21 protein-coding genes and 1 pseudogene are annotated in these 22,260 nt (G+C 58.6%); 18 read left to right on the top strand and 4 right to left on the bottom strand.

From position 1 onward, the window contains the following. The first annotated feature begins 23 nt into the window (after positions 1 to 23). A complete protein-coding gene (locus L880_RS0124165) occupies positions 24 to 422 on the top strand; it encodes a hypothetical protein (protein ID WP_245615346.1) in 399 nt (132 codons plus the stop codon). A gap of 107 nt (positions 423 to 529) precedes the next feature. Here L880_RS0124165 and L880_RS0124160 read toward each other — a convergent pair whose 3' ends face one another. The 3 genes from L880_RS0124160 to L880_RS0124150 form a co-directional block, all read right to left on the bottom strand. Then, complete coding sequence (locus tag L880_RS0124160; protein WP_027477849.1) at positions 530 to 1,585, bottom strand: DMT family transporter; 1,056 nt, start codon at positions 1,583 to 1,585, stop codon at positions 530 to 532. 79 nt (positions 1,586 to 1,664) lie between these two features. Further along, entirely contained in the window at positions 1,665 to 3,050 is a 1,386-nt protein-coding gene (locus tag L880_RS0124155) for a heavy metal sensor histidine kinase (protein ID WP_027477848.1), read from the bottom strand. Between the two features lies 1 nt (position 3,051). After that, positions 3,052 to 3,735, bottom strand: coding sequence for a heavy metal response regulator transcription factor (locus L880_RS0124150; RefSeq protein ID WP_027477847.1), 684 nt, complete (start codon positions 3,733 to 3,735; stop codon positions 3,052 to 3,054). A gap of 475 nt (positions 3,736 to 4,210) precedes the next feature. Here L880_RS0124150 and L880_RS0124145 point away from each other — a divergent pair, with 475 nt between their 5' ends. The 17 genes from L880_RS0124145 to L880_RS35190 all read left to right on the top strand — a co-directional run bounded on the left by L880_RS0124145 (position 4,211) and on the right by L880_RS35190 (position 21,328). Then, entirely contained in the window at positions 4,211 to 5,644 is a 1,434-nt protein-coding gene (locus tag L880_RS0124145) for a TolC family protein (protein ID WP_051443570.1), read from the top strand. Between the two features lie 17 nt (positions 5,645 to 5,661). Next, complete coding sequence (locus L880_RS0124140; RefSeq protein WP_027477845.1) at positions 5,662 to 7,074, top strand: multicopper oxidase family protein; 1,413 nt, start codon at positions 5,662 to 5,664, stop codon at positions 7,072 to 7,074. Between the two features lie 29 nt (positions 7,075 to 7,103). Further along, on the top strand, positions 7,104 to 7,595 hold the full coding sequence (locus L880_RS0124135) for a cupredoxin domain-containing protein (protein ID WP_027477844.1): 492 nt from the start codon (positions 7,104 to 7,106) through the stop codon (positions 7,593 to 7,595). A gap of 29 nt (positions 7,596 to 7,624) precedes the next feature. Next, entirely contained in the window at positions 7,625 to 8,107 is a 483-nt protein-coding gene (locus L880_RS0124130) for a DUF411 domain-containing protein (protein WP_027477843.1), read from the top strand. A 7-nt stretch (positions 8,108 to 8,114) separates the two neighbouring features. Continuing rightward, positions 8,115 to 8,462: a copper-binding protein gene (locus L880_RS0124125; protein WP_027477842.1), complete on the top strand. Its 348-nt coding sequence runs from the start codon at positions 8,115 to 8,117 to the stop codon at positions 8,460 to 8,462. A gap of 84 nt (positions 8,463 to 8,546) precedes the next feature. Continuing rightward, entirely contained in the window at positions 8,547 to 9,011 is a 465-nt protein-coding gene (locus L880_RS0124120; protein WP_027477841.1) for a hypothetical protein, read from the top strand. A gap of 30 nt (positions 9,012 to 9,041) precedes the next feature. Next, positions 9,042 to 9,317, top strand: a complete 276-nt coding sequence (locus L880_RS35195) for a DUF2933 domain-containing protein (RefSeq protein WP_084461626.1) — start codon at positions 9,042 to 9,044, stop codon at positions 9,315 to 9,317. Next, positions 9,314 to 9,970: a methyltransferase family protein gene (locus L880_RS0124115; protein ID WP_019577761.1), complete on the top strand. Its 657-nt coding sequence runs from the start codon at positions 9,314 to 9,316 to the stop codon at positions 9,968 to 9,970. The genes L880_RS35195 and L880_RS0124115 overlap by 4 nt, the downstream gene beginning before the upstream one ends. A gap of 5 nt (positions 9,971 to 9,975) precedes the next feature. Continuing rightward, entirely contained in the window at positions 9,976 to 12,381 is a 2,406-nt protein-coding gene (locus tag L880_RS33405) for a heavy metal translocating P-type ATPase (protein ID WP_043330479.1), read from the top strand. 94 nt (positions 12,382 to 12,475) lie between these two features. After that, complete coding sequence (locus L880_RS0124105; RefSeq protein ID WP_027477840.1) at positions 12,476 to 12,721, top strand: DUF2789 domain-containing protein; 246 nt, start codon at positions 12,476 to 12,478, stop codon at positions 12,719 to 12,721. An 8-nt stretch (positions 12,722 to 12,729) separates the two neighbouring features. Continuing rightward, positions 12,730 to 13,995 (top strand): TolC family protein, encoded by a 1,266-nt coding sequence (locus L880_RS0124100; protein ID WP_043330476.1) that lies wholly within the window; start codon positions 12,730 to 12,732, stop codon positions 13,993 to 13,995. Then, positions 13,992 to 15,602 (top strand): efflux RND transporter periplasmic adaptor subunit, encoded by a 1,611-nt coding sequence (locus L880_RS0124095; RefSeq protein ID WP_027477838.1) that lies wholly within the window; start codon positions 13,992 to 13,994, stop codon positions 15,600 to 15,602. Before L880_RS0124100 ends, L880_RS0124095 begins: the two co-directional genes overlap by 4 nt. A gap of 15 nt (positions 15,603 to 15,617) precedes the next feature. Next, on the top strand, positions 15,618 to 18,773 hold the full coding sequence (locus L880_RS0124090) for an efflux RND transporter permease subunit (protein WP_027477837.1): 3,156 nt from the start codon (positions 15,618 to 15,620) through the stop codon (positions 18,771 to 18,773). A 102-nt stretch (positions 18,774 to 18,875) separates the two neighbouring features. Further along, positions 18,876 to 19,151: a hypothetical protein gene (locus L880_RS35895; protein WP_157463048.1), complete on the top strand. Its 276-nt coding sequence runs from the start codon at positions 18,876 to 18,878 to the stop codon at positions 19,149 to 19,151. A 196-nt stretch (positions 19,152 to 19,347) separates the two neighbouring features. Further along, a complete protein-coding gene (locus L880_RS0124085) occupies positions 19,348 to 19,965 on the top strand; it encodes a LemA family protein (protein ID WP_027477836.1) in 618 nt (205 codons plus the stop codon). A 47-nt stretch (positions 19,966 to 20,012) separates the two neighbouring features. Beyond that, a complete protein-coding gene (locus tag L880_RS0124080) occupies positions 20,013 to 20,828 on the top strand; it encodes a TPM domain-containing protein (protein ID WP_425389209.1) in 816 nt (271 codons plus the stop codon). A 2-nt stretch (positions 20,829 to 20,830) separates the two neighbouring features. Then, positions 20,831 to 21,328, top strand: a complete 498-nt coding sequence (locus L880_RS35190; RefSeq protein ID WP_084461633.1) for a TPM domain-containing protein — start codon at positions 20,831 to 20,833, stop codon at positions 21,326 to 21,328. Positions 21,329 to 21,561: 233 nt separating this feature from the next. Here the strand turns inward: L880_RS35190 and L880_RS0124070 are convergent. Continuing rightward, a pseudogene (locus L880_RS0124070) lies at positions 21,562 to 21,987 on the bottom strand (HAD-IC family P-type ATPase); the annotation flags it as partial. Between the last annotated feature and the right edge of the window lie 273 nt (positions 21,988 to 22,260).

Raw genomic sequence — 22,260 nt, 5'->3', positions numbered from 1 at the left:
CCGCGATGCAGCCTCCTATTGTCATGAAACTGTTTAAAGTCCTGAATCAGGTCGGCAAGCCCCTTGCCCGAACCCTCCTGCACATGTCCATTGCTGGGACCCTGCTGCCAGCCATCTCAAAGGAGGTTGCGCTCACTGGCCCGCAGATCCGTGCGGCCATCAGCGACAGGTACGTGACCGATGAGCACCATTGGGGGCACAAATACTTCTCAGACGGACGTGTCGAACGGTCAGAGAACGGCCGACACAGGCCCGCGCGCTGGTCGATCAAGGGAGACCGACTCTGTTTGCTGCAGCCTGAGATCAGCAAGGACGAGCCTGTTTGTTATCGCGTCGTGCGTATCGGAGATGAACTTCAATATCGGGACGACCATTTCGTGGCGTATCGAGGTTCAGTACGGCCCATGCCAAAGAAAGATTGAAGCCCGAAAAACGACCTGTTTGCACTTGGCGCCTCTGTTCTGGGGTGCCTCTGCCCAACGGCAGATTTGGCCCATCCGCAGGGGTAGGATTAAGCGACGCAGGCTCCTCAGTGGGGATGTGCATGGTGTACGTCAGGCACATGAGCATGGCTGTGCCGCATCGGCGTGTGGATATGAAGATGGCTGTGCGCTCCCGTGGGCATTGGGTCGTGAGAATGCTCGTGATGACCGTCATCATGAGTGTGGGCATGTTCATGCACCAGGGCGACGTGATCGTGCGCGTGGTGATGTGACTCTATGAGGTGTACCAGGACGCCGCCCAACATCAGCGCCCCGCCCAACAACATCCCCCAACTACCTGAGCGATCTCCCAACAGGAAGGCAAGAGCAGCACCGATGAACGGTGCAAAGGCAAACACGGATCCCGTGCGAGCCGCCCCGAAAGCACGTTGCGCGCGCAGGTAGAAGCGCAGGCTCAAGCCATAGCCACTGGCCCCCACGGTCAACAAACCCAGGATCGAACCCGTTGAAGGAAGCAGCTCACCAGTCAACGCGGCCAATGCAAGCGTTGTGGCGATCCCAAGCCCTGATTTCGCCAGCACCACTTGCCCAGGGTCGCGCTCGGCAAGCGCTCTCGACAACGTGTTGTCCAGCCCCCAGGCCGCCGTAGCACCAATGACAGCCATCAGCCCCCAGAACTGGTTGTAGCCGCTCTGGCCCTGATCCAACACCAATGCGACACCACCAGTCAGCAGCAGGGCCATCGCTGTGGTGACGCGGCGATCCACGGTTTCTCCATACAGACACCAGGCCAGCAACGCCGTGAACAAGGCTTCCAGGGTCAGCATCAAAGACGCCCCGGTGCCACTCGTGTGCTGCAGCCCCCAGGCCAAGGCCACTGGCCCAATCGCAGCCCCCAAAAGCGCCATTGCCAGCAGGCGGGGCAGATCCGATGGCAACAGACGTGCCTCTTGTTCAGTCGGTTGACGCGAGAAAGCCCCCACCAGGGCGGCTCCTGCATAGAGCAGTGCAGCTGTTGTGAATGGGCCAACGCCCAGTCCCAGCCTCTGCACTAACGGGGTGCTGAAACCGAACAGCGTTGCAGCCAGCAGGGCCAGCATACCGCCTTGGAGCGCCGGAAAAGTTTTCGTCAAAGTGGTCATCGAGCATCATTTTGCGTCGTCACCCTGCTGAAGCAGCCTGTTGTGTGTCTGACCTTGGCATCCCGCAAGAAGGAGCGCGCTATTCGGAACGAGGAAAAGTCAATTTGAACCGCGTCCTTCCGTTCAAGGAACTGGCACTGGCTGTACCCCCGTGTGCTTCAGCAATTGCTTTGGTGATAGAAAGTCCCAAACCAGCACCGTCCGACGCGGATCGAGACCGCGCGGGGTCGGCGCGGAAGAACCTGTCGAACAAGCGCGGCAAGGCTTGAGGATCGATGTCTTGGCCTGTGTTCTCCACTGTGACTTCTGTCGATTGCCCCGAATTTGCGATGATGACGTGAACCTCGCCACCTTCAGGAGCATGGCGCAGCGCATTGGAGAGCAGATTGCTGATGGCGCGACGAAACATGAGCTGATCACCCAAGATTTCTCCGTCTCCCTCCGCACTTAGCCGAATGTTCTTTTCCTCGGCAACGGCTTCGTAAAACTCCAGCAGCGCCTGCACCTCGTGACGGGCAAAGAAGCTTTCCCTGTGCGGTAAGTTGACGCCACGCTCAGTCTTGGCAAGAAACAACATGTCGGACACCATCCTGGCGAGCCGCTGCAACTCCTCTGCATTCGAGGCCAGGATGTCACGGTAGACGACTGCATCCCGGGCATTCGACAGCGTGACCTGCGTCTGAGTCAGCAAATTGCTGATCGGGGTGCGCAACTCGTGCGCCAGATCCGACGAAAAGTCCTGCAGGCGCATGAAATCGCTTTGCAACCTGTCAAGCATCCGATTTAACTCCCTGGCCAGTTCCGCCATTTCGACAGGGACAGCATCCACCGGCATGCGTTCGCTCAATTGCTGTCCGCTGACCCCTGCGGCCCGCGCTCTCATGGAGTGCAGTGGGGAGAGCCCATGGTGCGCTGCCAGCCAACCCAAGAATCCGCTGATCAAGGTGGCGGCAATGGCGTAGAGCATCAGTCGCATGCGCAGTTCAGCAAGAAACTGGGCATGGTGAGCAGTGTCCATCGCAATCGTCACGTCAAGGATCGTGGTCGATTCGTATTTTGGATTCACCGAGAACCGGAGCGCTCGCAATTCTCTGCCGTCGGGTGCCCACATTTGCAGCATTGCATCGTTGTCTGAACCGGTTGAGGACGGCTGGATCTGGGGAGATGCAGCAAAGCCCTGCGATCGGAACAGGGTTTCCCCGCTCGCGGAAGCGACGGAGGCAAAAAGTCCGTGATGGTGGTCCAACGACTCATTCAAGCGCCATTTGGCATCTTCGGCAGAGTTGGCATTGGCGAGGACCTCTTCAATCAATTGCCTCTTGTCTTGCAAGGTGACCCGATCCAACTCAGCGAAATGTTGATCAGCCAAGGCCAGAAAAAGCCAACCGAGCCCCAGTACGACCACGGCAGCCACAACAGTGAAAAAGGCGGTCAGGCGACTGGTCAGCGAAAAGCGACGCAACATCTCACCTGTCCTCCGGGACTTCAAGCACGTAGCCCATGCCTCGCACCGTCTGTATGAGCTTGACGGCCTGGCCGTCATCGACCTTGCTGCGCAGGCGGCGCACTGCAACTTCGATCACATTGGTGTCGCTGTCGAAATTCATGTCCCACACTTGAGAGGCAATCAAAGAGCGGGGAAGGACTTCGCCCTGGCGTCTCATGAGCAATTCGAGCAAGCCAAACTCTTTGGCTGTCAGATCGATGCGGCGGCCTGCTCGCGCGACACGGCGACGCAACAAGTCCAACTCCAGGTCAGCCACCCTCAGCGTGGTGGTCTCGGTCCCGCTGCGACCTCGACGAAGAATGGTCCGCACTCTGGCCAACAGTTCTGCAAATGAAAAGGGTTTCACCAGGTAGTCGTCGGCGCCCAGTTCCAGGCCTTTCACCCGATCTTCAACTTGATCTCTCGCGGTCAGGAACATGGCCGGCATTTGCTGGCCGCGCTCGCGCAGCCGTTGAAGAACCTGCCATCCATTGAGTCCGGGCAACATGACATCGAGGATCACAAGGTCATAGTCCTGGTCACCAGCCATGTGCAAACCATCGACACCGTCCTTGGCCAGGTCAACGACGAAGCCGGCTTCAGTCAAGCCCTGGTGCAGGTATTCGCCTGTCTTGGCCTCATCTTCAACGATCAAGATCTTCACAACCCTCGCTCCAGTTTCTGCGTTGCTCGTAGTGTGCAACCTATGGGCAGGCCTGTTCCGAAGATAACAAACATGTAATCTTTCAGGTGGGTTCCTGACAGGTTCATCTATCCAAAATCGCCGGGTGCTTTGAGAGAAAACCTAGAGGACCCCCACCCATGCCTTTTCATTTCGTCAGGCTCCAATTGCCCCTGGCGTTGGCCATTTTTGCAAGCGCAGTGGCCGCTCAGACTCCAACCGCAAGCCAGACCACCGAAGCCAATTCCATTTTGGCTCGGCCCCTACAGTACCGGTCGTTGATCAGTACCTATGAGCCCTATAACGACCAGGCTGTTCGGCCGTGGCGTGAGGCCAATGATCGTGTTCAACGCATCGGGGGCTGGCGGAGCTATGCCAAGGATGTATCGGACAAGACGCCGGCTTCAGGGGATTCAGGGACGGACGGGCACAACGCCACGCATGGAGGTGTGAAGCCATGAGTCGAGCACCAGCCATTTCTCGCACTCGTTTGTTCACCGCTGTCGCCCTGGCAGTGGCTTTGTCGGGATGCGCCAGTGTGTCCTTGGAGCAAAACCTGGACCGGGTCAACGCCGAAGCCGTGGACTTCACTGGTGGTCAATTGTCCTTGGCCCAAACGACAGAAGAGCGAGACCAGCGCGCAAGCGCCTCAGCCAAACTGTTGGCCGGCCCATTGGGCCCCACAGAGGCCGTGCAGTTGGCCTTGATCAACAGCCCTGCTTTGCAAGCCCTCGTGGCTCAAGGGTGGGCGGATTCCGCATCTGCGGCGCAAAGCGGTCGCATTGCCAACCCTGTTTTCGGGTTGGAGCGCCTGACGGCGGGCAGCGATCTTGAATTGAACCGGGCCTTGTCTTTCGGGTTGCTCGATGTCCTGACACTGCCAGCTCGGCAGGGTATTGCACAGCGTCGCATTGAACAGGCGCAACTACGCCTGACAGGTGAGGTTGTCGATCACGTCACCAGAGTCCGCCAGGCCTGGGTTCGTGCCGTGGCCAGCCAGCAGACCTTGGCGTACGCACAGCAGGTGTTTGAAAGCGCCGAAGCCAGTGCCGAGCTGGCTCGCAGAATGCAGTCTGTCGGAAATTACAACCGACTCACCCGGGCCCGAGAACAGGCTTTCTATGCCGATGCGGCATCGCGCCTGGCAGCGGCAGGCCATGACGTGACGTCGAACCGCGAAGAGCTCATCCGGCTGCTAGGCTTGGATGAAAGCCAGGCCCAGCAATTGCAACTGCCCGAGCGCTTGCCTGACCTGCCGAAGGAGGCACTTGCCTCCAGCGTCGTGGGACAACTTGCCAGTCGAGGTCGCCTGGATGTGAGGTTGGCGCAAAGCGCCTTGACGTCCGCAGGAAAGTCCCAGGGCTTGAACACCGTGACCAGCTTCACTGACATTGAGCTAACGGCACGCCGCAACACCAAATGGGACAGTGCCGCAGGCACGCGGACCGATCAACGGGGATATGAAATCGGTGTGCGGCTTCCCATCTTCGACTGGGGCGGCATGCAGCGGCAGGCATGGAACGCGCGCACGCTCGCAGCAGCCAACCAACTGGAATCGACGATCAGGTCGGCAGGCTCCAATTTGCGTGAGAGTTACTCTGCCTATCGGACAGCCTATGACATCGCGCGTCACTTCCGAGATGAGGTCGTTCCGGTTCGCAAAGTGATCTCTGAGGAAAACCAGCTGCGCTACAACGGAATGATCATCGGCGTTTTCGAGCTTTTGGCTGACGCCCGAGATCAGGTCAGCACCGTGATCGGCGCGATCAATGCCGAACAGCAGTTCTGGCTGGCCGACGCCGCACTTCAGGCCTCCTTGATTGGCCGTCCCACCAAAACCTCCCTGTCTGTATCGAGCGGGCCCACCGGCAGTGGCGACTCGGGGCACTGATCACCAAGGCAAATTCAATGACATCCAGACGAGAATTTTTCAAGTACGCGGGTCTGACCGGTGGGGCCGTTGCGGCGGCTGCCGTCAACCGTGTGGCCATGGCCGCTTTGCCCGAACCAATTCTTCAAAGCTCCGCTGAAACCATGGCGCCATTGGTGCCCAACAGCGGCCGGCCCTACAACCCGGTGGTGACCTTGAACGGATGGACCTTGCCTTGGCGCATGAACCAGGGTGTCAAGGAGTTCCATCTGGTCGCTGAACCCGTGGTGCGTGAGATGGCACCGGGCTTCAAGGCGCATCTGTGGGGCTACAACGGCCAAAGCCCAGGCCCCACGATCGAGGTGGTCGAGGGCGATCGGGTGCGGATCTATGTCACCAACAAACTACCTGAGCACCACGCTGTCCATTGGCATGGGCAGCGCCTTCCAAACGGCATGGATGGTGTTTCTGGGCTGACGCAACCTTCCATTCCACCTGGCAAGACCTTCGTCTATGAATTCGTCGCTCGTCGGCCGGGGACCTTCATGTACCACCCGCATGCTGACGAGATGGTCCAGATGGCCATGGGCATGTATGGCTTCTGGGTGACCCATCCTAAGGCCAAGAATCCGCTGATTGATGAAGTGCAGCGCGACTTCTGTTTTTTGCTCAACGCCTTCGACATCGACCCAGGCAGCTACACACCCAAGACGATGACGATGTTGGACTTCAATCTGTGGGCCTGGAATAGCCGGGTCTTTCCGGGCATCGATTCCCTCAATGTGCGACTAGGCGACAAGGTGCGCATCCGGGTCGGCAACCTCACGATGACGAACCACCCCATGCATTTGCATGGTCATGAATTCCTTGTCACGGGCACAGATGGTGGCCCAACACCTCCTCACACGCGCTGGTACGAAGTCACCACCGATGTTGCCGTTGGTCAGATGCGGCAGATCGAATTCGTGGCGGACGAGGAAGGCGACTGGTCGTTCCATTGCCACAAGAGCCATCACACGATGAATGCCATGGGGCACAACGTCCCCAACCTGATCGGTGTTGACCACAGTGGCCTGGCCAAGAAGATCAACAAGCTCATCCCCGACTACATGGTCATGGGCGAACGGGGGATGTCGGACATGTCCGAAATGGAGATGCCCATCCCGGACAACACCGCTCCCATGATGACTGGAGAAGGTCCCTTCGGCCCCGTGGAAATGGGGGGAATGTTCAGCGTCTTGAAAGTCCGCAAGGATCAAAAGCGGGGAGACTACAAGGACCCGGGTTGGTACAAGCACCCGCCTGGCACGGTGGCCCACGAATACACAGGGCCCTTGGCACAGCCCGCCCGCTTTAGCGCCGAGGGCGGCCAATCGATGCCCCTTGCACAGAAGCCCAATGCACCCACAGAAGTGCAGGTGCGCAAACCCACATCCCACAACGGCCACTGAGCTGACCCACACCTACTCAGGAAAAGAAAATGAAAACAACCCGCAGCACTCGCAGTCTCGCATTGATGGCCTTGCTCGCCATGTCCGGTGCCTCCTTTGCCAATGGAAACCACTCCGGTGGTCATGCACACTCAGACGAAGAGTCGGCCATTGGAAAGCCTGGCTTGGCCACCAAGGCCGGCCGCACCATCACGGTTGAGATGGGGGACAACATGCGTTTCACGCCCTCAGACATCCAGGTCAAGAAGGGAGAGACCGTTCGCATCGTTGTCAAGAACACCGGCCAGGTCAAACACGAATTGAGCCTGGGTACTCAGCAGGAATTGTTGGAGCACCTGGAGCTGATGAAGAAGTTCCCCGACATGGAGCACGATGAACCGAACAAGGTCACGGTCGCCCCGGGCAAGCAGGGGGAAATCCTCTGGCAATTCACCAAGTCCGGAACAGTGAACTTCGCCTGCCTGATGCCGGGTCATTACGAGGCCGGCATGAAGGGCACGGTCCAGGTTGGCAAGAAGTGAGTTTTGGCGCACGAAGGAGTGAATCCAGCATGACAGATCTGTACATCCCGAATTTGCCGACAAGACGCTCTCTGCTGTTGGGCCTTGCTGCCATGGGCGCGATGTCTGTAGCGGGCGCCGCGACATCAGCGTCTGTGGCGATGCAGGTCTGGAAGGACCCTAGCTGCGGTTGCTGCAAAGACTGGGTTGCCACCCTGGAAAAGAGCGGCTTCAGGGTCGCGGTCATTGAGCAGGGCAACACCGCTACCAGGTCCCGCCTGGGCATGCCTGCGCAATTTGGCTCCTGTCACACCGCGGTCGTTCAAGGATACGTGATCGAGGGTCACGTACCGGCCACCGACATCCTGCGACTCCTCAAGGAGCGCCCTAACGCGTTGGGCCTGGCCGTACCGGGCATGCCGATCGGGTCACCTGGAATGGATGGGCCCGGGTACGGGGGACGCCGCGATCCCTTCCGAGTTCTGCTGGTCCAAAAGGACGGATCAGCTCAAACCTTCAGTTCTTACTCATGAGGAAACCATGAACGCTATCACTCGATTTTTGGCGATTTCCGCAATGGTGCTGGGCTCAGCCTTGCCTGTGGGCGCCTTTGCACAGGCCGCGACGGATACCAGCAAGATGCCGACGACACAGATGTCTGCATCCATGACCGACGGTGAAGTCAAGAAGGTCGACCAGGACACTGGCAAGGTCACGATCAAACATGGCGACATCAAGCACCTGGACATGCCCGGTATGACCATGGTGTTCACCGCCAAAGACAAGAGTCTTTTGACCAATATCAAGGCCGGCGACAAGGTCCGATTTATGGTGATGAACGAGAGCGGAAAACTCATCGTTACGGACATTCAGCCCGCACAGAAATAAGGCGTCAACGGGCTGGCGCTGAGCCTCCAGCCTATTGGTTCCCATGTGAATTTCATCGTCGTCAACCCGTGAATGGAGAAAGCCATGACCAACACTCGTCAAACATTGATCGGACTCTGCATCGCTGCAGCCGCACTGGCGGCATCGGCACAAACTGCAGACGAACACAAGGGCCACCATCCGGAGGCAGCGGCACCCACTGCAGCACCGGCCCCAAAGCCCGCATCTGGCGCCATGGGTGGCGGCAAGATGGGGGCGATGGACCAGCACATGAAAGCGATGCAAGCCATGCACGACAAGATGGCTGCGGCGAAGACGCCTGAGGAGCGGCAGGCACTGATGGCCGAACACATGAAGCTCATGCAAGACGGCATGAGCATGATGAAGCAAATGGGGGGAGCGTCTTCAATGTCGGGGATGTCTTCAGACAAGACCAAAAAAGCGGGCATGCCGAGCAGTCAGCAGATGATGGAAAAGCGAATGGACATGATGGAGTCCATGATGCAGATGATGATGGACCGCATGCCAGCTCCAGCCCCAGCCAACTGACTGACTCCCAACTTCAACAGGAGAATCGCCATGGATGATCATCATGAGGGGCACGATAACCCCCCCAGCTTCTGGTCCTCGCGCTATGCCATCGGGTGGATCGTGATTGGTGGTATTGCCGCATATTTCCTGTTGACAGAGCACTTGGCGCACGTCGTCGGTGCGCTGCCATTTTTGTTGCTGCTGGCATGCCCACTCATGCATGTCTTCATGCATCACGGCCATGGGGGCCACGGACATCATCGGCATCACAAACCGGATGACACCAACAGCTCAGAATCTCAACGCCCAGGAGATCCATCATGAATCACACGGAGTCGGCTTACGGTTTGTGGTCATTGGTGGTCATCAATTCGGCGATCTTCATCATGTTCGCCTTCAGTTTCTTCAAGCCTGCGACTGCACGCGACTGGCGAACCTTTGGTGCCTTTTCCGCCTTTGTGGTGGCCCTCTTTGTCGAGATGTATGGCTTCCCGTTGACGATCTATCTGTTGTCTGGTTGGCTGCAAACGCTTTACCCCAACCTCGACGTCTTGTCTCACAACGCAGGCCATCTTTGGTCCACCTTGCTTGGTGAGAAAGGCGATCCTCATTTCGGTGTTCTGCATATTGCCAGCTATGTCTTTCTGGGCTACGGGTTCTATCTTCTTTCCGTAGCCTGGCATGTTCTGTACCACGCCCAACGTCGCCACGAATTGGCGACTGCTGGGCCCTATGCACGAGTGCGCCACCCACAGTACGTTGCCTTCGTGATGATCTTGCTGGGCTTTTTGCTGCAATGGCCCACGTTGTTGACGCTGTTGATGTTTCCCGTGTTGCTCCTGATGTATGGGCGACTGGCGGTGACGGAGGAGGCCGAAATGCGCAAAGAGTTCGGCGCTGCTTTCGACGCGTATGCCCAGAAAACGCCCCGGTTCATTCCAAGTTTCCGGGCGGCCGGCTCAGGTGCGCAGGAGTAGGACGGATGACACACCAACACCACGTCGAGCAAGGCGAACGTAGCGACGATGCACTTCATGATCCCGTTTGCGGGATGCCAGTGACGGCGACTTCAAGCCATCTCCAGAACTATGAGGGGCGGACCTACTACTTCTGTAGCGCCCATTGCCATTCCAAATTCACTGAGGATCCGGCTCGCTATATCCATCCGGGGCCTTCGGAAGCGGTTCACACCCATGAACATGCACACCACCATCATGAGACTGGTGACGCAGCATGCCTAGATCACGCCCCTTCCGGGGCTGCCACCGAAGTTGACGTGGCCCCCGTCAAAGGAGCCCTCTACACCTGCCCCATGCACCCTGAAATCCGGCAGGACCATCCAGGGAACTGTCCCAAATGCGGGATGACGCTGGAGCCCTTGTTGCCCGAATTGGAAGAGGACGACAACCCAGAGCTTCGGGATTTTCGCCATCGCTTTTGGTGGACGCTGCCACTGACATCAGCTGTGTTTGTTCTGGCCATGTTCGGTCACCAGCTCAACTGGTTCGACATGTCGGTTCAGAGCTGGATCGAGCTAGGTCTTTCACTGCCCATCGTGTTGTGGGGTGCAAGCCCTTTTTTCGTGCGCGCCTGGCAGTCCCTGCTTAACCGCAGCCCCAATATGTGGACTTTGATCGGACTGGGAACCGGTGCGGCCTTTGTCTACAGTGTCGTCGCTACGATAGCACCGCAGGTGTTTCCGGCCTCCTTCATCTCCATGGGGCGTGTGGCCGTCTATTTCGAGGCTGCGGCAGTCATCATTTCGCTGACTTTGCTGGGGCAGATGTTGGAGCTGAAGGCGCGCTCGCAAACCTCGGCGGCCATCAAATCCTTGTTGGGCCTGGCCCCCAAGACCGCGCGCCGCATCAGAGAGGACGGCACCGAAGAAGACGTGCCGCTGACACATGTGCACGTGGGCGACCGCCTGCGGATTCGGCCAGGCGAGAAGGTGCCTGTGGACGGTGTGGTCATCGAAGGCAGCAGCTCCATCGATGAGTCCATGCTGACCGGGGAACCAGTACCGGTGACCAAGAGGGTGGGTGACAAGGTCATCGGCGCAACGCTGAACACCAGCGGCGCACTGGTGATGCGCTCTGAGCGCATCGGCTCGGCCACGATGCTGGCCCAGATCGTCCAAATGGTGGCGCAAGCGCAGCGGTCCCGGGCTCCGATGCAACGCATGGCCGATATGGTTGCGGGCTACTTTGTGACGGCCGTGATCGCCGTTGCCGTGCTCACGTTCTTTGCCTGGGGATTGTTTGGTCCAGAACCTCGATGGGTCTACGGCCTCATCAATGCGGTCGCGGTCCTGATCATCGCCTGTCCTTGTGCGTTGGGCCTGGCGACTCCCATGTCCATCATGGTTGCCACCGGGCGCGGAGCAACACATGGAGTGCTGTTCCGCGATGCAGCTGCCATCGAGAACCTGCGCAAGATCGATACCCTCATCATCGACAAGACCGGAACGCTGACCGAAGGTCGTCCGGCTTTTGATCGCGCCATTCCAGTGCCGGGACATGAGATCAATGAGGTATTGCTCTTGGCCGCGAGCCTGGATCAGGGCAGTGAACATCCCCTGGCCGACGCAATTGTGCGAGCAGCCCGCGAGCGTGGTCTGCCATTGCAAAAGCCTGAGCAGTTTGAATCGGCTACCGGCATTGGCGTTCAAGGCAAGGTCGGTGATCGGCGACTGGCGTTGGGAAACACGGCGCTGATGGAGCAACTTGGCATCTCGGTCGAAACCTTGGTCGAACAGGCCGAGGCCTTGCGTTCTGAGGGAGCCAGCGTCATGCATTTGGCCTCAGACGGCAAACTGATCGGTTTGTTGGCTGTCTCTGACCCGATCAAGTCCAGCACCCCCGAAGCCCTGGCGGCGCTCAAAGCAGCGGGGCTGCGCATTGTGATGGCCACGGGTGATGGGCTGACCACGGCGCGATCCGTTGGCAATCGGCTGGGCATTGACGAGGTGCACGGCGAGGTCAAGCCTGCGGACAAGCTGGAACTGGTCCAGCGCCTGCAAAGCGAAGGGCGGGTGGTCGCGATGGCTGGTGATGGCATCAACGATGCACCGGCCTTGGCCAAAGCTGATGTGGGCATTGCCATGGGGACAGGCACGGATGTGGCGGTGAACAGCGCCCAGGTCACGTTGGTCAAAGGTGATTTGAGAGGCATCGTGGTTGCGCGCGGCTTGTCCGAGGACACCGTGCGCAACATGAAACAGAACTTGATGTTTGCCTTTCTCTACAACGCCCTGGGGATCCCGATTGCGGCCGGTGTTCTGTATCCCGCCACTGGCTGGCTGTTATCCCCGCTGATCGCAGCCCTGGCCATGAGTTTCAGCTCAGCCTCTGTGATCGGCAATGCCTTGCGGTTGCGGCAAGCCGATTGATCGTTGACCTGACGGGTTTGTCATCTGCCGCACATCTTCCCGTCAGGCCGCGCATTCGAGAATTCAACAACTTCGATTTGGAGGGCTTCCTGCCATGGATCCGTTTTTTCATCGCTTTTCCGAGTTGTTCAAGCAATTGGGCCTGCCCTCGGATATCGAGAGCATCAAGATCTTTTTGAGGGTGCACAGCCCGTTGGCGTCCGAGGTCGCCTTGGAAAACGCGCCCTTTTGGAGCCCTGCTCAATCGGCGCTCCTGCGCGACGAGTTGATGCGAGACGCCGACTGGGCCGAGGTTGTTGATCAACTGAATGCCGCCTTGAGAAGCTCCAAGCAGGATTGACCCTCAGTATGAGACACCGCATCCATTTGTGCGCTATTGCGCTCACTGTTGGTCTTGCATCAGCAAGCTTTGCCCAGGACGCACAACTCGGACAAAGTGTCGAAAGTCTGTTGAAGTATGCGAGGGACAGTAACCCTGAATACGCCAGCATGCGCTTTGATGTAGTGGCAGCCCAAGCGCGAATAGATCCTGCAGGCGCCTTGCCTGACCCGAAGTTCCGCACAGAGTGGCGAGACATCACGCGCGCCGGCGATCAAAATCCGACACTGCTCCCTGGGCGCGTGGGCAGCACGCGTTACCTGTTGATGCAGGATCTGCCGTGGACAGGCAAGCGCGAACTGAAACGAGAGGTGGCCACATCGCAAGCCGATGCTGCGCGAGGGCGTGCTGAAGGCACATGGAACGAGCTGGCATCCAAAATCAAGGCGACTTACGCGCAGCTTTACTACCACGGTCAAAACAGGCGATTGAACCAGGAGATCCTTGATCTGATGGTTCAACTCGAAAAGGTGGCCCAAGCGCGCTATGCCGGTGGTCTGGCGGCCCAGCAGGATGTGATTCGGGCTCAGTTGGAGCAAACAGCCATGCGCACCGAGTTGATCAACCTGGACACCGAGCACAGGCAACTCCTGGGCAAGTTGAATGCGCTCATCGGTCGCTCTGCTGCCGAAGCCTTGGCTGAGCCTGAGCAGATCCGATCTTTGCCTGCGCCCGAGTGCTCAAGCTTTCCTGCATTGGAGCAACGCGCACGTGAGCACAACCCGCTTCTCAGAACAGAAGCCTTTCAAATCAGGGCTGCTGAAAAGAACCGGGAGCTGGTCTACAAGAACCGATATCCCGATTTCACGGTGGGAGTCTCCCCCATTCAGTACGGTGGCTCGTTCCGTGAGTGGGAGCTGATGCTCGAACTCAATATTCCCCTGCAGCAAGACAGCCGGCGCGCGCAGGAGCGCGAATCTGAAGCCATGCTGGATGCAGCCCGCTCTCGACAAGAACAGGTCAGCAAACAAATCTTGGCCGACCTCTATGAGAACGTGGTGGGCCTGGAAGCCTCCAGGCGCACGCTGGGGTTGATTGCCGACAGCCTGTTGCCTCAGTCCGAATTGACGTTTCGATCGGCGTTGGCCGGGTATGAGTCCGGCAAAGTCGACTTCGCCACGTTGTTGGACGCTCAGAAGCAGATTCGCCAAGCCAAGTTGAACCAGGTCGCCGCGGGCATGAACGCACAGATGCGGCTGGCAGAAATTGAACGCATTGTGGGAGAGGATCTATGAGCAAGCCGTTCGCGGTGGGCGTCGGTGCACTGGCAGTTGCCTTGCTGGCAGCAGGCGGTGGGTACTGGCTTGGCACTCGCCAGGTGTCGGGTCACATCACCGAGCCGTCGGCCCTGGCCGATATGAAGGACGGAGCGCCAAAAGAGCGCAAGGTTCTCTACTACCGCAACCCCATGGGCTTGCCGGATACCTCTCCAACGCCCAAGAAGGACCCCATGGGCATGGACTATGTTCCTGTCTACGCAGGAGAGTCCGAGGCGGAGGCTCCAGGCAACACCCCCAACACCTTGCGGATCAGCACCGAAAAAGTCCAAAAGCTTGGCGTCCGCGTGGAAGCCGTCACATTGGGGCAGTGGAACAAGTTGGTTCGTGCGGCCGCACGCATTGAACCCGACGAGCGGCTGACGTACGCCATCGCCCCCAAATTCGAGGGCTATGTCGAGCGACTGCATGTCAATGTCACCGGACAGGTTGTGAGCAAGGGACAGCCCCTGTTTGAGGTCTACAGTCCGGAACTGGTGTCCGCACAACGCGAGTACCTCATCGCGACTCAAGGGGTTGATGCCCTGAAAGGGGCGAGTGACGAGGCCCAACGTGGCATGCGTGAATTGGCCGAATCCAGCTTGATGCGGCTGCGCAACTGGGATGTCTCCGAGGAGCAGATCAAGGCCTTGTCCCCCTCGGGATCCACTCGCCGCACCCTCACTTTCCGATCCCCGGTGGCCGGCGTCGTCACGGAGAAAAAGGCGATTCAGGGAATGCGCTTCATGCCTGGAGAGGCTTTGTATCAGGTCACCAACCTGTCTTCTGTGTGGGTGCTTGCCGATGTGTTTGAGCAAGACATTGGCCTGGTCAAGGCCGGTGCGCAAGCCAAAGTACGGGTTGATGCCTACCCGGACAAGACGTTTTCCGGCGCTATCACCTATGTCTATCCCACGCTGAAGAGCGAAACCCGCACGGTCCCTGTGCGCGTCGAGTTGTCCAATTCGGCGGGGCTGCTGAAGCCGGGCATGTATGCCCAGGTGGAACTACCTGCTTTGGCGAGGGGCGCTGTGCTCAGCGTACCGTCATCGGCTGTCATTGACAGTGGCACGCGTCAGATCGTCCTGATTCAGCAAGGCGAGGGGCGGTTTGAGCCGCGCGACGTCAAGCTCGGGGCTCGAAGCGAAGATCGCATCGAGGTTCTCGATGGCGTCAAAGAGGGCGAGATGGTGGTGGTCGCGGCCAATTTCTTGATCGATGCGGAAAGCAACCTCAAGGCCGCCATCGGTGGCTTGGGGCATGAAGGGCACGGCACACGCCCAGCGCAAGAGGGCGCGGCCGGTGCCAAGACGGCCACCACCGTCACGCATCAGACCCAAGGCCAAGTGGAAGAGATCGACGCGAAGGCCGCGACCGTGACCATCGCCCATGGCGAAGTGCCCAGCCTCAAATGGCCAGCCATGTCCATGGAGTTCAAGGTGAGTCATGGCGGCCTGTTGGCAGGCCTGAAGCCTGGGGCCAAAGTGCGGTTCGAATTTGTAGAGCGCGGACAGGGTGACTGGGTCATCACGTCGATTCAGACGCAATCCCCCACTACGACCAACGCCCACGCTGGGCATCAGTGATCTTCAGGAGGCGACATGCTGGCGAAGATCATTGATTGGTCGGGACGGAATCGATTTTTGGTGCTCCTGGCGACCCTGTTTGTCGTCGTTGGCGGTGTGTTGGCGGTGTTCCGAACCCCTCTGGACGCGTTGCCCGATTTGTCGGACGTGCAGGTTATCGTCTACACGGAGTATCCAGGTCAGGCACCTCAGGTGGTCGAGGATCAGGTCACCTATCCATTGACCACCGCGATGCTGTCCGTTCCCAAATCCAAGGTGGTGCGAGGCTTCTCGTTTTTTGGCGCCTCATTTGTCTACATCATCTTCGAAGATGGGACCGACATCTATTGGGCGCGGTCGCGTGTCCTGGAGTACCTCAACTTCGCGGCAGGTCGCATGCCAAAAGGGGTCACTCCTCAAATTGGGCCGGATGCCACGGGTGTGGGGTGGGTCTATCAGTACGCTGTGCTCGCGAAGGACAAGACGCTGGCCGAGTTGCGCACTCTGCAGGACTGGTATCTGCGCTACCAATTGACCAAGGCGCACGGTGTGGCTGAGGTTGCTTCATTGGGCGGCTTCGTGCAGACCTATCAAGTCACGGTCGACCCGATCAAGTTGCGAGCGTATGGCATCTCCCTGGCCAAAGTGGGGCAGGTGGTGCGTGATTCCAATCGAGATGTCGGCGGTCGGGTGGTGGAGATGGCGGAGGCCGAGTACATGGTGCGCGGCAAAGGTTATCTGCGAGGCACGTCCGACATCGAGAACCTGGTGCTGAAAGCCGACAAGGGCACCCCGGTCCTGGTGCGCGACATTGCACGCGTGGAGCTGGTTCCTGATGAACGCCGTGGGCTTTCTGAGCTCAATGGCGACGGAGAGGTGGTCTCGGGCATTGCCATGGCCCGCTATGGCCAGAATGCGCTGGAGGTCATCCACAACCTCAAAGACAAGATCGCGGAGGTGTCTGCTGGGCTTCCCGCTGGTGTGAGCATTGAAGCGGTCTATGACCGCTCTGACCTGATTCATCGGGCCATCGACACCCTCAAACGAACGCTACTGGAGGAAAGCCTGATCGTGGCGCTGGTCTGTGTCGTGTTCCTGATGCATGTTCGCTCGGCCCTGGTCGCCATTGTGATGCTGCCAGTTGGGGTGCTGATGGCTTTCATCGCGATGCGGCTGTTGGGCATGAACTCCAACCTCATGAGCCTCGGGGGAATCGCCATCGCCATCGGCGCCATGGTGGATGCAGCGATTGTGATGATCGAGAACGCGCACAAGCATTTGGAGCGCCTCGCTCCCGAACACGACCACCGCCAACGAGCTGAAGCCATGATCGCGGCCTGCAAAGAGGTGGGGCCCGCGCTGTTTTTCTCATTGTTGATCATCACCGTTTCATTCCTGCCGGTGTTCACGCTGGAGTCCCAGGAAGGGCGCTTGTTCTCCCCCTTGGCCTTCACCAAGACCTTCGCCATGGCGGGGGCGGCCATCTTGTCGGTGACTTTGGTGCCTGTCCTCATGATGCTGTTCATCCGAGGCCGGATCATGCCGGAGGCGCGCAATCCGGTGAACCGGCTCTTGATCTGGCTCTACCGGCCCATCATCGCCGGCGTGATGCGCTGGAAGAAGGCCACCGTCGCGGTCGCGTTGATTATTTTGGTGGCCTCGCTTTACCCGGCCAGCCGATTGGGGTCGGAGTTCATGCCCACCCTCAATGAGGGCACGCTTTTGTACATGCCGGCATCCTTGCCTGGCATGTCCATCACCAAGGCTGCTGAACTGCTGCAGACCCAAGACAAGATCATCAAGAGCTTCCCTGAAGTGGCCTCTGTGTACGGCAAGGCGGGGCGCGCTGCAACGGCCACGGATCCAGCGCCGACCGAGATGTTCGAGACCGTCATCAACCTCAAGCCAGAGACAGATTGGCGGCCCGGCATGACCACCGACAAATTGATTGCGGAGATGGACAAGGCCTTGCAAATTCCGGGCGTCTCCAACGCCTGGACCATGCCCATCAAAGCACGCATCGACATGCTGTCCACGGGCATCCGGACGCCCATCGGGATCAAAGTGTTCGGCAAAGACCTCGGCGAAATGGAGCGCCTGGCGCGAGAGATCGAGACGGTGGTCAAGCAAGTTCCCGGCACGACCTCGGCGTTTGCAGAGCGGCTCACGGGCGCGTACTACCTCAACATCGAACCTGATCGCATGCAACTGGCCCGATATGGACTGGGGGTGGGCGAGTTGCAGGATGTGATCGGCACTGCACTGGGTGGAGAGATGGTCACCACGACCATTGAAGGTCGGGAGCGGTTTGGCGTGACGGTGCGCTACCCGCGTGAATTGAGATCCACCCCGCAGCAGATCGCTCAGCAGGTGCTGGTTCCGACCATGGATGGCTCCATGATCCCGTTGGGTCAATTGGCCCGGGTCGAGGTCGGCAAAGGTGCCCCAGGCATCCGTACCGAGAATGCGCTGCTGTCGGCCTACATCTTCGTGGACATCCGGGGACGGGATATCGGCAGCTATGTGGCCGATGCGCGAAAGGCCGTGAACGAGCAGGTCAAGTTCCCGCCGGGCTACTACGCGACCTGGAGTGGTCAGTTCGAATCCATGGAGCGCGCCGTGGAAAAAATGAAGATCGTGGTCCCGGTGACTTTGCTGCTCATCTTCTTGTTGCTGTACTTGAATTTCAAACGCCTGACGGAAACCTTGATCGTGATGCTGTCGGTCCCGTTTGCATTGGTTGGTGGCGTCTGGTTGATGTGGATCCTGGGATACAACCTGTCGGTGGCCGTGGCGGTGGGCTTCATCGCCTTGGCGGGTGTGGCCGCCGAAACGGGGGTTGTGATGCTGATCTACCTGGACCATGCCTGGGACCAGATCAAACGTCGGCGCCAGGCGGAGGGAAGAATTCCTGAGGTAGCCGACCTGTACGAAGCGGTCATGGACGGTGCGGTCGAACGCGTGCGCCCAAAAATGATGACCGTGGTGGCCATCATGGCGGGGCTTCTTCCGATCATGTGGGGAACCGGAACGGGGGCCGAGGTCATGAGTCGGATTGCAGCTCCCATGGTGGGTGGAATGATCTCGTCGACGGTTCTGACGTTGGCGGTCATTCCCGCCATCTATGCCTTGGTCAAGCAAGCCGAAATCAGGAGGCCAACCAGCATGAACACCTTGGTCAATCAAGCTTGAGACAAGGTGACAGATTTGTAATTTTGTCGCCATCTCCTCGTTAGGTGCTGGGTGTGAACATGCAGTTGTTCATGTCGAACATCCATTGAAACGGAGCTTTTTATGAAGACCAATCTGATGATTGCCGCATTGGCAATGGCTGGAGCTGCCACCTTTTCTCTGACCTCGATGGCTGCAGAAGCGGATGGCAATAGCGCCGCTGCGCAGCCTTCCAAGGCTGCGGTGACTCCGCACTCCCACCCGCAGGACAAGGGCTACGTCCCCGCTGCAAAACCGGCATCCACTGAGAAATCTGACAATGGCTCGGCGAAATCTACCGACGCTCACAAAGATCCTGCAAAGGATCGCTCCAAGCACTTCCATCCGCGTGACCGCTGAAATTCAAGTCGTTTGATCCAACCACGATCACAATTGCTCAAAGTCGGCGACATTGGGTCCACCCCGACGAAGCGGCTCGGCATCTGATGCCTGTCACTGAGCAAACTTCGTGGTTGTTTCAATGGGTTGAGATCGCCGTGTCCAGCCTTTCACTATGTTGTTCCCGGCCCATCGGGCCGCCACAGGAGTCATGACCATGCGCAAGTTGTCTTTCATCCCCTTGGCTGCCCTCACGATTTCGTTGTCGGGGTGTGGTTACAACACCTTTCAGTCAACGGATGAGCAGATCAAGGCAAGTTGGTCAGAGGTGCTCAATCAATACCAACGCCGAGCCGACCTCATTCCAAACATTGTGGCCACCGTCAAAGGCGAAGCCAATTTTGAGCAAGAGACTCTGACCAAGGTGGTTGAGGCCCGCGCGAAAGCGACGGCCATTCAGGCGACCCCTGAATTGATCAACGACCCTGAAGCGTTCCAGAAATTCCAGGCCGCACAAGGCCAATTGTCGGGTGCGCTGTCGCGATTGCTGGTGGTGTCGGAAAGCTACCCGAGCCTGAAAGCCAATCAAGGATTTCAGGATTTGCGGGCACAGTTGGATGGCACGGAAAACCGGATTGCTGTCGCTCGTGGCCGGTACGTCAAGGCCGTGCAGGACTACAACGTCACTGTCCGTAGCTTCCCGACCAACCTGACGGCCATGGTGTTTGGCTACAACGTGAAGCCAAATTTCTCCGTGTCGGATGAGAAAGCCATTGCAGTGCCTCCCAAAGTCGATTTCGGGGCACCAGGCAATGCCTCTGGTGCATCCAAGTGAACTCCGACCGGGGCTTGGTCCGTCAGTGGCTGCGCATGCTCTTGAGCATGACGCTGTCGCTGGTTGTCGCACTTGGGGCGGCGGCGCAGGAGCTTCAGCCTGTCCCTCCACTGAAAGGTCGTGTCACCGACTTGACGGGGACCCTCACGGCGGATCAGGTCTCCTCTTTGGACAAATCACTCAGCTCGTACGAGGAGCGCAAGGGTATCCAACTGGCCATTCTGATGGTGCAGACCACGCGCCCCGAGGCCATTGAGCAATACGCAATGCGCGTGGTCGAACAATGGAAGCTGGGACGCCGAAAAATCGACGACGGTGCGTTACTGCTCGTGGCCAAGAATGACCGAGAGGTCCGACTGGAGGTCGGATATGGCTTGGAGGGCGCTTTGGATGACGTGAAAGCCCGTCGTGTGATTGCCGAGATCATCACACCGCAGTTTCGCCAGGGCGATTTCTACGGCGGCATATCGGCAGGCATGGAGCAGATTCAGCGAATTCTGGATGGTGAGGCTCTTCCTGCCCCATCACGTCGCGCTGACAGCGAGGGCGATATCCGGCAGGCATGGCCCGCCGTGCTTGTGGTCGCGCTGGTACTGGGAGGAATACTTCGACGGGTGCTGGGCAGGCTGCCCGGTGCTTTGGTGGCAGGCGGTGTACTCAGTGCACTTGCCTGGCTTGTCGTCGGAACGCTGACGGCTGTGTTGGTCGCAGGATTGGCCGGATTTTTCGTCACATTGCTGGGTATCGGCCTTGGGGGCCACCACGGGAGAGGTGGATGGCCCGGAGGTGGCGGTATGGGTGGCGGTGGGTTCCGTGGCGGCGGCGGCGGTTTCGGTGGCGGCGGTGCTTCTGGGAGATGGTGACGATGAATCTTTCTCGCCTCATTCGTCACTTGTTGACGCCATCGTGGCAAGTGAAGCGCGCATTTCCTGCCGCAACTTTGCTTGCGATTGAGCAGGCCATAGGGGCCTGCGAATCTACCCACATGGGGGAGTTGCGCTTCGTCGTCGAAGGCGCTCTTGATGGGCCACCACTGTGGCGGGGGCAATCAGCCCGCGAGCGTGCGATTGATCTGTTCAGCCAACTTCGAATCTGGGATACAGAACACAACTGCGGCGTGCTCATTTACATCTTGCTCGCTGAGCATCGAGTCGAGATCGTTGCTGATCGGGGTATTCACGCCTGCTGTGATCCACATGAATGGTCGGTGGTCTGTCGAGACATGGAGGCTAAGTTTAGGATTGGAGAGTTCCAAGTCGGTTCTTTGCAAGGAATAAACGCAATTAGTCGTATGCTTTCTCAGCATTTCCCGGCTCGGCACCATGGCTGTAACGAATTGCCCAACGATCCGGTTGTTTGCTAAGACACCGTCTGAGTGCCTTATGTACCGGCTCCATCAATGATGCAAGCAATTTGCGGCCGGGCACTAGATCTCTCCGAATCGCTCAGAGACTTCATTCGTTCTCATCGAGCAATCTCATCTGGTTCAACGAAAGAGTCCCGGTCCTTGCCCGAACTTTTAAGCCGAGTGTGGGGCGTCGAAGTCGCCCATTTGACCATCGTCACCGCGAAGGCTATTGACGCTAGAACGAACAGTCAGGCCTTGTTCCGCAAAAGACGCAGTCCGTTGAAGACCACCAGCAGGCTGCCCCCCATATCTGCAAACACCGCCATCCATAGGGTTGCCTGGCCAGTGAGTGCGAGCGTAAGGAAAACGACCTTGATGCCGAGCGCAACAGAGATGTTTTGCCACAGCACCGCCGTGGTTGCTTTGGACAACCTGACGAACTCCGCAAGCTTGCGGGGGTCGTCGTCCATCAGCGCCACGTCTGCCGTTTCAATCGCGGTATCCGTGCCGGCCGCGCCCATCGCAAAACCAATGTTCGCCTTCGCAAGCGCCGGAGCATCGTTGATGCCGTCTCCCACCATGCCAACCACTGTGTTGCCAGCAGAAAGGTCTCCAATCGCCTTGAGCTTCTCTTCCGGTAAGAGTTCGCTTCGCACATCTGTGATGCCGACTTGGGGTCCCCTCGTTTTCAGTGCAATAACTGGCGGTACGCAAACCCAGCACTGGCGCGGGGGTGGTGTTGGTAGATCGTTGATTCTGTTGGCTTTCCTGTTCACTTCTCAAACGGGTATCGTGGCCTCCCGCTAATGGGGTTCACGATGCAGGACTGGCAAACGACGTTTTTGGGGATGCGTGAGCTGCCCCGCGATATCAGTGACTTCGAGATGAAGGCGTTTTTCACCTTCGATGGTGCAGAGCGCGAGGCAATCAATGCGCGCCGGGGTGAC

It is taken from the genome of Curvibacter gracilis ATCC BAA-807, assembly GCF_000518645.1.
In the GTDB taxonomy this organism is placed as follows: domain Bacteria; phylum Pseudomonadota; class Gammaproteobacteria; order Burkholderiales; family Burkholderiaceae_C; genus Curvibacter; species Curvibacter gracilis.
This window is presented reverse-complemented; position numbering and strand designations above follow the sequence as displayed.